Below are 15,027 nucleotides of genomic sequence, written 5' to 3'. Positions count from 1 at the left end.
GGGTCCGGGCCTAAGTCTGTCAGTTAACCACCGGATTTTGCGCCCCGTACGCCGCGATAAATTCCCCCGCTATCGCCACTGCGATTTCAGCGGGGAGTTTACCTCGCACATCCGGCAGACCAACAGGGCAACGCATTCTCATCAGTTGCTCGCCAGAAATCCCCTTGCCGGATAAACGATAATCAAAACGTTTGCGCTTCGTCTCAGAACCAATCAGCCCGAAGTAGAGGAAATCACCGCGTTTCAGAATCTTTTCGCTGAGGGCAAAATCCAGCTGATGATCGTGGGTCAAAACCATGAAATAACTTCCCGCGGGCATTTGCGCCACGGTGCCTTCCGGCTCGTCATCCACCACGCAGGTAATCTGCGGGTCAACGTGAACAGGAAATTCACTGGCGCGCGCATCCACCCAGGTTATGCGGCATGGCAATGTACTGAGTATGTTCACCAGCGCGCGGCCGACGTGTCCGGCGCCATACACCACCACATGCGGCTGAGGTTGCCCGAGGGGTTCCAGCAGAACGGACGCCATGCCGCCGCAGCATTGACCGAGCCGTGCGCCTAAGGAGAAACGCTCTAACCGGCTGGTTTTCGCGCCTTGGTGCAGCATTTCGCGGGCAATGCCGGTGACCTGAAACTCCAGATTTCCGCCGCCAAGGGTATAAAACTGGTCACCGGCGGTGATCAGCATTTTACTGCCCGCATCACGCGGCGTTGAACCTTGCTGCTCCACCAGCGTCGCCACCACGCAAGGCTCGCCGCGCTGCCGGAGTTCATGTAAACGGGTTACCCAGTCATCGGTACGCATAGAAACCTCCGTTAACCGTTCGCTTTTTCGGTTTTTTCGCTGGTGATTTCGGCCATATTTGTGACAATGTCACCGAAAAAACGCAGCTGGTTAATCCCGTTCAGTACCCTTTCCGGCGTGGCCGGTGCATCGATATGCGGATGAACGCGGTAATCCGCGAGGCTGGAAACCGCGTCTTTAATCGCGCACCAGACAGATATTCCGTGCATAAACGGTGGTTCACCCACGGCTTTGGAATGGAAAACCGTGTCTTCCGGGTTCTTTCGGTTTTCGACCAGATGAACGCGCAAATCCTGCGGGATATCACCAATTGCCGGGATTTTGTACGCCGCCGGGCCACTGGTCATCAGCCGCCCTTTGTCGTTCCACACCAGTTCTTCGGTCGTCAGCCATCCCATGCCCTGAACAAATCCGCCTTCCACCTGGCCGATGTCTATCGCCGGATTTAGCGAATCGCCGACGTCATGCAGAATATCGGCGCGCAGCAGTTTGTATTCGCCGGTCAGCGTATCAACCAGCACCTCGGCGCAGGCCGCACCATACGAGAAATAATAGAAAGGATGCCCGGCAGCCTTGCTGCGGTCGTAGAAAATCTTCGGCGTTTTGTAATAGCCGGTGCTGGAAAGTGGCACCTGATTGAGCCAGCACTGGGTGGCGACCTGCTCAAAACTGAAATACTGATTTTTGACCCGCACCTGACCGTTGCTGAACTCTACGTCACATTCTGCCGCGTCGTGAACGCGCATCAGCATTTCCACCATGCGCGCTTTAATGATTTCGGCCGCATTCTGCGCCGCTTTGCCGTTAAGATCCGCGCCGGAAGAAGCCGCCGTCGGCGAGGTATTGGGCACTTTTCCGGTGTCCGTGGCCGTAATCTGAATGCGACTGATATCCACCTGAAAAACTTCGGCAACCACCTGCGCCACTTTGGTATTGAGCCCCTGTCCCATTTCCGTCCCGCCGTGGTTGAGCTGAATGCTGCCGTCGGTGTAAATCAGCACCAGAGCCCCCGCCTGATTGAGAAAACTGGCGGTAAAGGAGATGCCGAATTTCACCGGCGTCAGCGCCAGTCCCTTTTTAATATACGGATTGTTTAGATTAAATTGAGTGACAGCGTCACGTCTTGCAGCATATTCCGCGCTTTCTTCCAGCTGGCGGGTCATCTCCTCAAGCAGATTCTGGCCGACCGGCTGGTGATAATGCGTGATGTTGCGGCTTTCCTGGCCGTAGTAATTATTTTTACGCACGGTCAGCGGATCAATTCCCAGTTCGCGGGCGATGTGATCGACAATATGCTCGATGGCCAGAATTCCCTGTGGCCCGCCAAAACCGCGGTAAGCAGTATTCGACGCCATATTGGTTTTACAGCGGTAACCGGTAATTAAGGCGTCGCCAAGGTAATAGGCGTTATCGGAATGGAACATTGCCCGGTCAACAATGGAACCGGAGAGATCCAACGAATACCCGCAGTTGGCCGCCAGCTTCAGATCGATACCGTGAATGATGCCGTCATCCGTAAACCCGACGTCGTAGCTGACGTGAAACGGATGTCGTTTGCCGGTGATCAGCATGTCGTCCTGCCGCGCCAGACGCATTTTCGCAGGGCGTCCGGTGAGATGTGCCGCCAGCGCGGCCAGACAGGCCGTGCCTGCCGCCTGCGTTTCTTTGCCACCAAAACCGCCGCCCATGCGACGCATATCGACCACCACTTTGTGCATCGGCAAATCCAGCACCGAGGCCACCAGTTTCTGGACTTCAGTCGGATGCTGCGTCGAGCTGTAAACCAGCATCGCGCCGTCTTCGCCCGGCATCACCGACGCAATCTGCGTTTCCAGATAAAAATGCTCCTGCCCGCCAATCTCCAGCTCGCCCTGCAAGCGGTGAGGCGCACAGGCCAGCGCCATTCCGGCATCGCCGCGTTTATGCTGATGTGGTTCTTCCACGTAATGCTCAAGTGCCAGCGCCTGTTTGATGGTCAGCACGGCGTCGCGGGGCTGATAATCCACTTTCGCCAGCGCAACGGCGGCGCGGGCGGCTTCCGGAGAAGTCGCAGCGACCACCAGCACAATCTGCCCAACGTATTCCACTACGCCCTGCGCCATCAGCGGATCGCCGTGGGTCAGCGGCGCGATATCAGGATTACCCGGCACATCTTCTGCCGTCATCACCCGCACCACGCCCGGCACGTTGTAACAAAGTCCGGTATCGATATGCAGAATGTCGGCGTGCGCGTGCGGGCTGAGCAGCGGCACCAGATGCAGCTGGCGGGGAAACTCCAGCCGGTCATCGGTGTACACCGCTTCTCCGCTGACGTGTTTATCCGCACTTTCGTGTTTCTGGCTTTTGCCCACGCCGCTTTGTAGTCCGGCGCGGAACAACTGTTCCCTCTCATGCCGGGAAAGTGACGGTTTGGATTCAGACATAATGAGTTACCCGCATCAGCGTTTCAGGAGAAGTCAGTTCGATATGGCAGCGGCGCAAAAGGTTTTTGGCGACCTGCATGCGGTATTCGCGGCTGGCGCGGAAATCAGTGATCGGCGTGAAATCCCTCTCCAGCGCCTGACATGCGCGCTCAATAGTGGCAGTTTGCCACGGTTGCCCGAGCAGTTGCGCTTCACAATGGGTAGCGCGTTTCGCCACTTCCGCCATGCCGCCGAACGCGATGCGTGCATGCACCACCACGCCGTCGCGGACTTCAATCTGCAACGCAGCACACACCGCTGAAATGTCGTCCTCCAGCCGTTTCGACACTTTATAAACCCGCAGCTGCCGCGTCTCCGATGACACGCGCGGAATGCGGATCTGCTCGATAAATTCACCCGGCTGCAAGGCCGTTTTGCGATAGCCAAGGAAAAATTCGTCCAGCGGTAATTCGCGTTTTGCCATGCCGCAGCGCAACAGCAATGACGCGCCCAGCGCCAGCAGAACCGGGCCGCCGTCGCCAATCGGTGAGCCGTTGGCGATATTGCCGCCAAATGTGCCCTGATTACGGATTTGCTGCGAAGCAAAACGCTCAAGCAGCTCACCAAATGCCGGAAATTCACGGTGCAGAACCGGCATACAGGCGCTCAGCGTCGCCGCCGCGCCAATATGAATGACCTGACCAGCCAGCGTAATATCTTTCAGTTCCGCCACATGGCTGAGCGAAATCAGTTTCGGGATATGCTGGTAACGTTGCGTGACCTCCAGCGCCAGATCGGTGCCACCTGCCACCAGACGGGAATCCGGCGCCGCCAGATACCGTTGCGCCAGTTGCTCAATCGTGACCGGCTGTTCCGTCGCGGACATCGCCCGCAGTTTTTCGAGCGAATGCAGAGTATTGGCGTCAAACTGATCGGCCAGCGGAGCTTCGCATACCGCCTGCGCCGCCGCCATGATCGGCCGGTAGCCGGTGCAGCGGCAGAGATTGCCGGAAAACGCCTGTTGAATCTGATCACGTTCGAACGTCAGTTTTTGCTTTTCCAGCGCAAACAGCGACATCACAAAACCTGGCGTGCAGAATCCGCATTGCGAGGCGTGGTTATCCACCATGGCCTGCTGCACGTGGTGCAGCTTGCCCTGATGTTTCAAATCTTCAATGGTAATCAGCTGTTTGCCGTGGATCGCAGGCATAAACGTCAGGCAGGCGTTGACGGTGGTGTATTTCAGCCCGACGCCCTCTTTTTCGGCCAGCACGACGGTACAGGCGCCGCAATCACCGGAGGCGCAGCCTTCTTTGGTACCGCAACGCCCGGCATCACGGCGCAGATACTGGAGAACCGTGGTATCGTCCGGCAGATTTTCCGTCTGGATCCTGCCGTTCATCAGAAACTGGATCATATTTATATCCTTTAAGAATCACCGGCTTGTTCCCTACCCTGCGAAGGGGGAGGAGCTATTTACACCCGTTCAAAATCAGCGTGGTGACTTCGTCGATAATGTGTTCCCGCGCGACGTCATCGCCGTCAAAATTGCCATACATGTGTTTCACCTGCACGGCGAAATCGGCGTAATACTGCGTCACCGCCCAGATATGCATGATGAACAGACGTGCATCCAGCGGGCGGATTTTTTCCTCAACAATCCACTGATGGATCAGGTTTTCTTTTCCAACGATATTCTGTGTCGCCTGCGGCCAGTACTTCTGCAAATAATGGCCGCCGCTCAGCACTTCGCTGGTGAAAATACGCGACAGTTCCGGCTGGTCGAACGAAAAACTCAGCTTGCTGCGGATGTAGCGGCTCAGCACGGCTTGCGGTTCACTGAGCGTCGGGTCGAACTGAATAATGTCGCCCCAGACTTTCAGCACTTTCTGCAAGAGCTCCTCGTAGAGCTCTTCTTTTCCGGCAATGTAATAATGCAGTTGGGCTTTTTTGATGCCCGCACGCTGTGCAATCGCCTGTGTAGTTGCGCCCTGAAAGCCTTTTTCGCTGAACTCCGCAATCGCTGCCGCATGGATATTTTCCAGCGTGCGCTCGCGGGCTACGCGGACTTTACTGCCGGTATCGCTGTTCATCATGCGCAAAAATCTCCTGACATTTGGTCACGTGCATAGGCCAGTTCGCCGTCGATGTACGTGCAATACACGTTACGGTCGTCACCCAGGGTCATCAGTACAAACAGTTTCTCCGCCAGCGTTTTGCTGTTGGTCGCACGCAGTTTTTGCAGTGCGCTGACGCCCGGCTCGAGCACCACGAAATCTGCTTCTTTTCCGGCGTCAAAATTGCCGATTTTGTCATCAAGATGCAGTGCCCGTGCGCCGCCCAACGTGGCGTGATAGAAGGCTTCGAAAGCCGATAACCGGTAACGTTGCAGCTGGCCGACTTTGTAAGCTTCGAGCAACGTTTGCAGCATGTTGAACGTGGTGCCTGCGCCAACGTCGGTGCCCATTCCTACGCGGATCTGCTTCTGCCAGGTTTTTTGCAGGTTGAACAAACCGCTGCCGAGAAACAGGTTGGACGTCGGGCAAAACGCAATTGTCGAATCCGTTTCGCTCAGACACTCCCATTCGCTGTCATCAAGATGCAGGCAATGCGCGAAAACGCAGCGCTCGCCGGTCAGACCATGCTGATGATAAACGTCGAGATAATGCTGATGTTCCGGGTGCATTTCTTTTACCCAGGAGAGTTCCGCCACGTTTTCGCTGAGATGGGTGTGCATATACACGTCCGGGAATTGCTGCTTCAGCAGGCGAACTTTTTGCAGCAGTTCGGGTGAGGACGTCGGCGCAAAACGCGGCGTCAGTGCGTAGCTCAGGCGCTGACGGTTATGCCAGCGCGCAATAAGGGCGCGCGTATCGGCTTCACTTTGTTCCGGGGTTTCCAGCAGTGCGTCGGGAGCGTTTTTGTCCATCATCACTTTGCCAGCCACCAGCCGCATGTTGATGTCAGACGCCTCTTTAAACAGCGCATCGACCGACTGCGGATGCACAGTGCCAAACACCAGCGCCGTGGTGGTGCCGTTGAGCAAAAGCTGGTTGATGAAGAATTTCGACATGCGCTTAGCGTAATCCGCACAGTGATATTGCTGTTCCGTCGGGAAGGTGTAGCGCGTCAGCCATTCGAGCAGTTGCTCGCCGTACGCGCCGATCATTTCGGTTTGCGGGTAGTGAATATGGGTATCGACAAAACCGGGAACGATCAGTTTGTCGCGGTAATCATCAATTTCCAGCCCGGCGGTTTTTCGCACGCCAGCGAGCTTTGCTTCACCCTCCAGCCATTCCCCGAGCCAGACAATATGCCCTCCGCTCAGCAGCATCAGGCCGTCTTCGATATAACGCACGCTGGCTTCAAGTTCTTCCGGCCCGGTGACCGGCTGGCGGATATCAAAGAAGTTTCCGCGTACCGCGCGGGTGATAACCTGACTCATGGCATAGTCCTTCTGTGCAACATTCTTATTGATGATTAATAACAGAACGTTTGCAAAGCTTATGCCAAACCTGACCAACCGGTCAGACCGTCTGGTTCTTTTTTCGCGCGCCAGCCAGAACTACTTCAGCAACACCTCATATTGCGGATTGAATTCATCAAAGATCGGCAACGCCGCCGCGCCCAGAGCCGGGGTATCGCTGCCGGACATCCCGATGCGGATCCGCGCACTTTGCGCATACCGGCTGCGCACCGAACTGTAGAGCGGCGTCAGGCGTCTGATCAGCTTCTCCACCAGCGGTTTCGGCATCGTGCCCCCAATAATTACGCTCTGCGCATCAAACACACATTCCATAATATTGATGGCCTGAAGCGCCGGTTCGACCGCGGTATCCAGCCATTTATCGAACAACACCTCATCGACGTTCAGCAAATCTTCCGGCATGGCGGCCGTCGGATCCAGCCCGCAGGCTTCGTATGCGGCCTGCAAAGAAACGTAGCGTTCGAGGCAACCTTTGTTGCCGCAGTAACATTCGCGGCCACCCGGTTGCACCACAATGTGGCCGACCTCGCCCGCATTATGTGCATGACCGGTGTAAATCCGCCCGTCGGTGAAGATGCCCGCACCGAGGCCGGTGCCGATATAGAGATATACAAACGAGGAAAGTTGCTTGGCAATTCCGTGAAAACGCTCGCCGATGGCCGCCACCGTCGCATCGTTTTCAAGCGTAACCGGCCAGCCGCTAGACGCACTTAACCGCGCTTCAATATCCACATTATCCCAGCCGTGCAGCGTGGTCGGCCCCTGCGAAGAAATACCCTCGACGCCAAATGGCCCCGGCATCACCACACCGACGCCGAGCATTTTGCGCCAGTCGATTTTCACCTGTTGGCGCATTTCTTGCAGTATCTGATCAATCATGGCCAGCGTGGGCTCAGGCTGAGGTTTCTGTATGTGGATCTGGTGGCGAAAACGCACCGACCCCGTGAGATCTACCAGCACAATCAGCAGCGACTGATGATCAAGATGGATGCCGATGGAATAGGCGCTGTCAGGATTGAGTGTCAGTGGCGTTGCCGGTTGACCACGTCCACCCGCACGACGCGGCAGATGGGAAGAGAGTATGCCCGCCTGCTCGAGTTCGGTCGCAATATTGGAAACCGTCTGCGGCGTGAGCGACGTCAGCCGGGCAATTTCCGCGCGGGTCAGCTCACCGTTGAGGCGAATGGCTTCGATGACGACCCGGCGATTGTGCGCGCGGGCATGTTCAAGATTGGTACCAGAAGTTGTTATCACGGCCTTGTACCCAAAGGGGAAACCTGTGGGCAGTATGCGGAGAGTGATTACAGCAATCAAATTGATTTTATAAATATCAGAATATGAATATGACGATGCCATCACAGCTTTAAATGTTATTGGTATGTTAATAATAATCGTCAGTCACTATTCAGTTTGCGCCGTTTATAGAATTCGTTTTAAGCCTCAGGTAGCAAGTATCAATCCGGCAGGGACGCAGGGGTTGCCGCCATCAACGGCCATCCCAATTTTTTTAGCCGATTAAAGCAATCAAATTGATTTAATAAACTTAACCCCTGTTTCGGAGAATGACGATGAGCCTACGACTTACCCCTGCGGCCACTCTGTGCGCCCTCTCTGCCCTCACCCTGGGATATTCCGCCAGCGCGCTGGCAGAAACCACGCTCAGTGCCCTGTTTATGACTCAGGCGGCGTACAGCGAAGCCGATATCCGCGCCATGACAGCGGACTTCACCAAACAACATCCTGATATCAAAGTGAATCTGGAATTTGTCCCGTACGAAGCGCTGCACGACAAAATCGTTGCCGCCCGCGGTGCCGGTGATAAAGGTTATGACGTGGTGCTGTTCGATGCGATCTGGCCAGCCGAATTCAACAAATACGGCCTTTTGCAGGATGTCACGGCGCGTATTCCCGCAGACGAAAGCAGCAAGATTTTCAACGGCGCGATTTCTACCGTGACCTACAAAGACAAACGCTGGGGCATGCCGTGGATCCTCGACACCAAATATCTGTATTACAACAAAGCCATGCTGGCAAAAGCCGGGATCACCACCCCGCCTGCGACCTGGGCTGACGTGGAGAAACAGTCTGAGATCCTGAAAGAAAAAGGCATCGTGAAGTTCCCGCTGGTCTGGAGCTGGTCACAATCCGAAGCCTTGCTGTGCGACTACACCACACTGGTTTCGGCGTTCAAAGGCGATTTCTACAAAGACGGGAAGCTGAACTTCACCAATACCGGCGCAATGAAAGCCATCAACTACATGAAAGAGACGCTGGATAAAGGGCTGACCAACCCGAACTCCCGCGAATACCTGGAAGAGGACGTGCGTAAGTCCTTCTCCAACGGTGACGCGGCCTTCGCGCTGAACTGGACTTATATGTACAACATGGCCAACGACCCGAAACAGAGCAAAGTCGCGGGAGACGTCGGTGTGATCCCGGCACCGGGCGAAACCGCAGGTGAGGCCTCAGGCGTGAACGGTTCGATGGGTCTGGGCATCGCCAAAGCCAGTGCGCATCCGGATCAGGCGTGGGATTACATCAGCTATATGACCTCCCAGAAGGTACAGAACAAATACGCCAAACTGAGCCTGCCAATCTGGAAATCTTCATATGACGACCCGGCGGTGCAGAAAGATCAGGAAGCCCTGATTGCGGCGGCAAAAGTCTCACTGAACGTGATGCTCTCGCGCCCGGTAACGGCGGATTACTCCCGCTTGTCGAACATTTTGCAGCAAAACATTCAGGCGGTATTGCAGGGTAAAACCCCGGCGAAAGACGGTATGGAAGCCGCGACCACAGCCGCTGACCGTTTACGTTAAGTTTTTTAATCCAACGCAACGCCCCGGATACTGCGGTATGCGGGGCAAACCAACACCACGGAAAACTATGCTGACTTTACCGCAACGAGAACGTCGACAAGCCTGGTTGCTCCTTGCGCCCATGTTGTTAATGATGTTTCTGCTGACCGCCTGGCCGCTGGCCCGCACGCTGTGGCTCAGCTTCACCGACGCTGGCCTGATAGGCGACGGTGAAGCGCCCAACTGGGTCGGCAGCGACAATTTTATTTATGCTCTGACCGATCCGGATTTTCGCGCCGCGCTGTGGCGGACACTGTATTTCACCGTAGTTTCGGTGATTTTCGAAGGCTTCATCGGCGTGCTGGTGGCGCTGCTGCTAAACCAGAAATTTTGGGGGCGCAGCGCGTTACGCGTACTGGTGATCTTGCCCTGGGCGCTGCCAACGATTGTTAACGCCACAATGTGGCGGCTGAACTTCAATCCGGACTACGGCAGCATCAACGCCCTGCTTTCCCAGCTTGGCCTTATCGACACCTACCACAGCTGGCTCGGCGACCCGTCGTCGGCCATTAACGCCGTGATGTTTGCCGATATCTGGAAAAACTATCCGCTGATCACCTTGCTGGTGCTGGCGGCGTTGCAAACCATTCCTGAGGATTTGTTTGAAGCGGCGCGGCTCGACGGCGCGTCGGCGTTTCTGCGCTTTCGTAAAATCACCTTACCGGCGATTGCGGCTCCGCTGGCAGCGGCGCTGATTTTGCGCACCATCGACGCGTTTAAAGTCTTCGACATTATTTACGTGATGACCCGCGGCGGACCGCTCGACAGCACCAAAACCGTCAGCTTCTTCGTTTATCAGGAATCCTTCAGCTATCTGCGGGCGGGCAGCGGTGCCGCTTACGCCATCCTCATGACGCTGATTTGCGCCCTGTTAATTCTGGTTTATATGGTCATGCTGCTGCGCCAGCGCCGTTCGGGGAACGCAGAATGAAACAGAAAATCCGACTCGTTTTACGTTATCTCGCCGCGCTGATTCTTGCCATCTCCATTCTCGCGCCGCTGTTGTGGATGTTCCTGATGAGCGTCAGTTCGGCGGAAGATCTGACCCGTATTCCGCTGGAATGGGTGCCGCGCCACTGGGATTTCAGCCGTTACGCCAGCCTGCTGACGCTTCAGACCGGGCAACCGGGCGCGCTGTTCCTGCATGCGCTCGGCAACAGTTTGCTGGTAGCCTGCGGAGCGACGATTATTTCCCTGCTGCTGGCGATCCCGGCGGCGTACAGCTTTTCACGCTATCCGGGCCGCGACGGCTGGCTGTTTGGCAGTCTGGCTATTTACATGGTGCCGCCGGTGGCGTTCGTCCTGCCGCTGTATTTCATCCTGGAAAAACTGACCCTGCTCAACACCCATCTCGGGCTGATTCTGGTGTATTGCTCGATGATTTTACCGTTCCTGACCTGGATGCTGAAAAACCAGTTCGATTCCTTACCGGTGGATATCGAGCAGGCGTCGCGCCTTGACGGATTGCGTTACTGGCAGGTGTTATTGCGCATCACCCTGCCGCTGGCGAAACCGGCACTCGGCGCTTCTGCGATGTTCGGCTGGCTGCTGGCCTGGGATGAATTTTTCTACGCCCTGCTGTTTACCAACAATATCAATGCCCAGACGTTACCGGTGACGATTGCCGGATTCACCGCCGGGCGCGCCACCGATGACGGGCTGATTGCCGCCGTCGGCATTCTTGCGGCCATTCCGCCGCTCTTTATTGCGCTTTGGCTGCAAAAAACGCTGGTCAGCGGGTTAACCGCCGGCGGCAGTAAGGGCTGATTATGAACATCAGGGAATCTCATCAATGATTACAAGACCTGACACCCGCGCCACGTTGTATGTCGTGGGCAACATTAACGTAGATTTGATCATGAGCACGCTCCACGCGTGGCCGAAAAAAGGCACAGAAGCGATGCTCGAAAGCAGCTCTCTGCGCCCCGGCGGTTCTGCCGGAAACTGCGCGCTGGCGCTGTCGGCGCTGAACGTCCCGCATCGGCTGGTAGCCAATCAGGGCAACGACCAGTTCACCGGCTGGCTGGCGAGTTTGTTCCCGGAAAGTGCGCCGCACTGGCCGACGTGCGACTGCGAGACGTCGCTGACATTTGGCGTCACCCATCCCGACCACGAACGGACGTTTTTCAGCAATCAGGGGCATATCGTCCGCCTTTCCATGCAGGACGTTCTGGGGCAGTTACCTGAAAATGCACACCCAGGCGACTGGGTTTTGCTGTGCGGCACCTGGTTGTGTACGGCGCTGTATGCAGATTATCCGCAGTTGCTTTCCGCACTCAGAACCCGCGGTTATCGCGTCGCCATCGACAGCGGCTGGCCGCCGGAAGACTGGAGCGACACGTTGCGCACCCAGGCTGCGCAATGGCTGCCGTCCTGCGATGCGCTGCTGCTCAATGAAATCGAAACGCTCGGGCTGGCCGATGCTCAGACGCTGGACGCCGCCGCGCAAAAACTGCTGGCGCAGATGGCTGACAATGCTTTTTGCGTTACGAAGTGTGGCCCTGACGGCGCGCGTCTGTGGAGCGCGGATCAGGCGTTGCATCAGCACGCCGGGCCGGTTGAGGTAGTCGATACTATCGGCGCCGGAGACAGTTTTAATGCCGGATTTTTATCCGCGTTGATTTATGGCCTGCCGCCTGCCACGGCGTTGCAATGGGGTGTCCGCGTCGCAGGTTGTGCGATCAGCAGTTCCCCGCGCCGTTATCCTGACTGGCAATCGCTTTTTGGCCTTGTGGAGGAACTCTGAATGGCTCTGGTAGAACTGGTAAAAGTCGCCAAAAATTATGGCAAAGTACAGGTGCTCAAACCGCTGGATCTGACCATTCCCGATGGCAGTTTTACCGTGCTGGTCGGGCCGTCCGGCTGCGGAAAATCCACCCTGTTGCGCCTGCTGGCCGGGCTGGAATCCTTATCCGACGGGGACATACTGCTTGATAAACAGCAAATCAATAATTTTGACCCGGCGGATCGTGATATCGCCATGGTTTTCCAGAGTTACGCGCTGTATCCGCACCTGACCGTTGCCGAGAACATGGCGTTCCACATGCAGGTGAAAAAGGTGCCGAAAGCCGAACAGCAGGCCAAGGTACAACAGGCCGCAAAAGTGCTGGGCATTGATCATCTGCTCAAGCGCCTGCCGAAAGATTTGTCCGGCGGCCAGCGCCAGCGCGTCGCGATGGGCCGAGCACTGGTGAGAAATCCGAAAGTTTTCCTGTTTGATGAACCGCTGTCTAACCTTGACGCGCAACTGCGCATGGAGCTGCGGGCGGAGATCAAATCCCTGCACCAGCAGTTCCGCACTACCACGGTTTACGTCACGCACGATCAGATTGAAGCCATGACGCTGGCCGACAACATTGTGGTGATGAAAGACGGTTTTATTGTTCAGCAAGGCGATCCGCTGTCGATTTACGACAAACCAGTGAATACCTTCGTGGCGCGCTTTATCGGTTCACCGCCGATGAATTTACTCAGCGGCGTGTTCCAGAGCATCGACGGCAAACCGGGCGTGACTTGCAATCAGCTGTGGTTTGCTCTGCCGGAAAAATGGGCGTTACAGGCGCGGCATTCGGAAGGTGAACCGGTCACGCTCGGCCTGCGCCCGCATGATCTCAGGCCGGTTAAGCACAGCGCGCAACCTGCTGCCACGTTGCGACTGCTGGAAGTCACCGGCGAAAGCAGCCTGCTGCACATCGACTGGAGCGGCTTCCCGCTGCACGTCCAGTTCGCCGGCCGCGCCCGCGTCAGCACCGAACAACCCCTATACCTCGAAGCTAACAGCGACGCCGTTCATCTGTTCGATGCGCAGACCGGGGAACGGCTGGTCGAGGGGGAAAGATGAGTTAGTCTCCCCGGTATTTGCCGGGGAGACTAACGTTTTAATATAAAATAATTCCGTTGATCAATTCGGAAACTTGCGTTTGTCGATAAAAGCTGTAGCGTGACCCGCTGTGTTTACGACACTATTTGAATCTATGAAGTAAACTTTTTTATCAATTACAACGAGAGCTCTTGTTTTCTTATCATTAGATTTAATATTCTGCTCATCATTGATGTCTAATAAACCTTTCAATGTTTGCACATTTTTTCGAGGTATATTCCTGGATCCATGAATAACAGTTTCCTCCAATATCGACTCCTTAGTGACGGGATTGTAAGTTTGCGTATCAAATGAGCCAGAGCTGCCATAGGGGTTTCCATTGAAGAGGTAATAATTAGCTTAACTATTTTTTTCATGTTAACATGACCTTGTACAATTTCCGCCAACCGCGTCGGGCTGCTTACCTTTGATAAACCATTCACTATTTTTATCAACAACCTTGTAAGGTTTTTGTTTCTCAGCGATCTCTTCTCCATACACATTTTTAATGTAGATATATGAAATATCCTTCGCCATATCCAGACTATCGTCTAATACACCTACAAACACACGCCCTCCATAGGCATTATTTTTAGCTAAAGCTAAATATATACGCGGAAAAATAATCCACGGTGACTATTTTTTCATATACCATTCAAAGTCAACCCTGATAGGAATCTATTGCTTACATTTAATATCACATAAATCACAAGCATTAAAAATATTAACGAAACTCTTAACAATCTGGATTTATTTTGTTTTAAAATAAAAAATCCAATTATAGAAAGTGCCGAGCTAAATATTGATATACAATATGAAACATCATATTCATTACTATTCACCAATGTTATATTGCTGACTAAAAAAGAAACAACAGAAGCAATAACAATGAAGGAAAAGACAAGTATGTTCATCTTGAGGTTCTACTTTTACTGGTTGTACTACTCCCTCGACTTGATGAACCAGAAAATCCAATTGTATTTTTTATATTAGGCCTCTGGGGTATGTTTTTTGCTTCTATTCCTGGCGCTCTCCTGAATTCCCTCTGGCTCCAACTTCTGCAAATATCATCATAACCATAGATGCTGTCTTTTGACTTGCCTACTTTATCATCCATTTCTTTTTTGAAATCCTCGTCTTGCTCTTTGGTTGTATTCTTATAAAAATCAATAGGACCACCATGCTCAATATCCTTATAGACATTTCCATAGGGGAAATCATCCAACCCATAGCTATATGAATCATATTCTGCGTTAGGGTCTCCGATATTTACACTTTGGTGAAGCTCTGGTTCGCGAGGTGAAGCACCCTCCACCCATATATCTAAACCAATAGGATCGACTAATATATTTGGCTTGCCGTAAACATACCCATATAAATTCCACCCCCCTCTCAGCCCAATCGGGTCCTGCGTAATATAGCGCCCCTGCATCGGGTCATAATAACGGTGGCGGTTGTAATGTAGCCCCGATTCTTCGTCATATTGCTGGCCCTGCATTCTTATGGGCTGCCGCAGTTTGTACGGGTTGAAAATATCTGTCGCATTGCCCCAGACGTCTAAAATCGCGTCCCATTCCACCTTGCCGGTTTTGTTATTAATCAGCGCAACCGGC

General features: G+C 54.4%; 14 protein-coding genes. 5 read left to right on the top strand and 9 right to left on the bottom strand.

Annotation, left to right across the window (positions count from 1 at the left end):
* Positions 1-19: 19 nt before the first annotated feature.
* The 6 genes from xdhC to ACLBVC_RS13015 form a co-directional block, all read right to left on the bottom strand.
* Entirely contained in the window at positions 20-808 is a 789-nt protein-coding gene (xdhC, locus tag ACLBVC_RS13040) for a xanthine dehydrogenase accessory protein XdhC (RefSeq protein WP_410149955.1), read from the bottom strand.
* Between the two features lie 11 nt (positions 809-819).
* Positions 820-3,231 carry a xanthine dehydrogenase molybdopterin binding subunit gene (gene xdhB / locus ACLBVC_RS13035; RefSeq protein WP_410149954.1) on the bottom strand — a complete coding sequence of 804 codons (2,412 nt, stop codon included), beginning with the start codon at positions 3,229-3,231 and terminating at the stop codon, positions 820-822.
* Entirely contained in the window at positions 3,224-4,627 is a 1,404-nt protein-coding gene (xdhA, locus tag ACLBVC_RS13030; RefSeq protein ID WP_410149953.1) for a xanthine dehydrogenase small subunit, read from the bottom strand. Before xdhA ends, xdhB begins: the two co-directional genes overlap by 8 nt.
* Before the next feature lie 55 nt (positions 4,628-4,682).
* Positions 4,683-5,306: a TetR family transcriptional regulator C-terminal domain-containing protein gene (locus ACLBVC_RS13025; protein WP_410149952.1), complete on the bottom strand. Its 624-nt coding sequence runs from the start codon at positions 5,304-5,306 to the stop codon at positions 4,683-4,685.
* Entirely contained in the window at positions 5,303-6,655 is a 1,353-nt protein-coding gene (guaD, locus tag ACLBVC_RS13020) for a guanine deaminase (RefSeq protein ID WP_410149951.1), read from the bottom strand. Before guaD ends, ACLBVC_RS13025 begins: the two co-directional genes overlap by 4 nt.
* Positions 6,656-6,775: 120 nt before the next feature.
* Positions 6,776-7,948, bottom strand: coding sequence for an ROK family transcriptional regulator (locus tag ACLBVC_RS13015; RefSeq protein ID WP_410150163.1), 1,173 nt, complete (start codon positions 7,946-7,948; stop codon positions 6,776-6,778).
* Positions 7,949-8,265: 317 nt separating this feature from the next.
* Between ACLBVC_RS13015 and ACLBVC_RS13010 the strand changes: the two genes are divergently transcribed.
* From ACLBVC_RS13010 to ACLBVC_RS12990, 5 genes are all read left to right on the top strand, one after another.
* Complete coding sequence (locus ACLBVC_RS13010; protein WP_410149950.1) at positions 8,266-9,516, top strand: extracellular solute-binding protein; 1,251 nt, start codon at positions 8,266-8,268, stop codon at positions 9,514-9,516.
* A gap of 67 nt (positions 9,517-9,583) precedes the next feature.
* Complete coding sequence (locus ACLBVC_RS13005; RefSeq protein WP_410149949.1) at positions 9,584-10,486, top strand: carbohydrate ABC transporter permease; 903 nt, start codon at positions 9,584-9,586, stop codon at positions 10,484-10,486.
* Positions 10,483-11,322, top strand: coding sequence for a carbohydrate ABC transporter permease (locus ACLBVC_RS13000; protein ID WP_410149948.1), 840 nt, complete (start codon positions 10,483-10,485; stop codon positions 11,320-11,322). Before ACLBVC_RS13005 ends, ACLBVC_RS13000 begins: the two co-directional genes overlap by 4 nt.
* 25 nt (positions 11,323-11,347) lie before the next feature.
* The gene (locus tag ACLBVC_RS12995) at positions 11,348-12,301 is read left to right on the top strand and encodes a carbohydrate kinase family protein (RefSeq protein WP_410149947.1); all 954 of its coding nucleotides are present in this window, start codon (positions 11,348-11,350) and stop codon (positions 12,299-12,301) included.
* Positions 12,302-13,396, top strand: coding sequence for an ABC transporter ATP-binding protein (locus ACLBVC_RS12990; protein WP_410149946.1), 1,095 nt, complete (start codon positions 12,302-12,304; stop codon positions 13,394-13,396).
* A 60-nt stretch (positions 13,397-13,456) separates the two neighbouring features.
* Here ACLBVC_RS12990 and ACLBVC_RS12985 read toward each other — a convergent pair whose 3' ends face one another.
* The 3 genes from ACLBVC_RS12985 to ACLBVC_RS12975 form a co-directional block, all read right to left on the bottom strand.
* Positions 13,457-13,684 (bottom strand): hypothetical protein, encoded by a 228-nt coding sequence (locus ACLBVC_RS12985; RefSeq protein ID WP_410149945.1) that lies wholly within the window; start codon positions 13,682-13,684, stop codon positions 13,457-13,459.
* Positions 13,685-13,792: 108 nt separating this feature from the next.
* Positions 13,793-13,984 carry an NTF2 fold immunity protein gene (locus ACLBVC_RS12980; RefSeq protein ID WP_410149944.1) on the bottom strand — a complete coding sequence of 64 codons (192 nt, stop codon included), beginning with the start codon at positions 13,982-13,984 and terminating at the stop codon, positions 13,793-13,795.
* A gap of 340 nt (positions 13,985-14,324) precedes the next feature.
* The coding region (locus ACLBVC_RS12975) for an RHS repeat-associated core domain-containing protein (RefSeq protein WP_410149943.1) at positions 14,325-15,027 on the bottom strand (703 nt) is incomplete at its 5' end.

This window comes from Rahnella selenatireducens (assembly GCF_046449555.1).
Classification (GTDB): domain Bacteria; phylum Pseudomonadota; class Gammaproteobacteria; order Enterobacterales; family Enterobacteriaceae; genus Rahnella; species Rahnella selenatireducens.
The sequence above is the reverse complement of the archived record's forward strand: the minus strand, read 5'-3'. Positions and strand labels throughout refer to the sequence as shown.

What these genes read in the sequence shown, in the direction of transcription:
- xdhC (WP_410149955.1), bottom strand. Translation starts at nt 808, where the DNA reads ATGCGTACCGATGACTGGGTAACCCGTTTACATGAACTCCGGCAGCGC.
- xdhB (WP_410149954.1), bottom strand. Translation starts at nt 3,231, where the DNA reads ATGTCTGAATCCAAACCGTCACTTTCCCGGCATGAGAGGGAACAGTTG.
- xdhA (WP_410149953.1), bottom strand. Translation starts at nt 4,627, where the DNA reads ATGATCCAGTTTCTGATGAACGGCAGGATCCAGACGGAAAATCTGCCG.
- ACLBVC_RS13025 (WP_410149952.1), bottom strand. Translation starts at nt 5,306, where the DNA reads ATGATGAACAGCGATACCGGCAGTAAAGTCCGCGTAGCCCGCGAGCGC.
- guaD (WP_410149951.1), bottom strand. Translation starts at nt 6,655, where the DNA reads ATGAGTCAGGTTATCACCCGCGCGGTACGCGGAAACTTCTTTGATATC.
- ACLBVC_RS13010 (WP_410149950.1), top strand. Translation starts at nt 8,266, where the DNA reads ATGAGCCTACGACTTACCCCTGCGGCCACTCTGTGCGCCCTCTCTGCC.
- ACLBVC_RS13005 (WP_410149949.1), top strand. Translation starts at nt 9,584, where the DNA reads ATGCTGACTTTACCGCAACGAGAACGTCGACAAGCCTGGTTGCTCCTT.
- ACLBVC_RS13000 (WP_410149948.1), top strand. Translation starts at nt 10,483, where the DNA reads ATGAAACAGAAAATCCGACTCGTTTTACGTTATCTCGCCGCGCTGATT.
- ACLBVC_RS12995 (WP_410149947.1), top strand. Translation starts at nt 11,348, where the DNA reads ATGATTACAAGACCTGACACCCGCGCCACGTTGTATGTCGTGGGCAAC.
- ACLBVC_RS12990 (WP_410149946.1), top strand. Translation starts at nt 12,302, where the DNA reads ATGGCTCTGGTAGAACTGGTAAAAGTCGCCAAAAATTATGGCAAAGTA.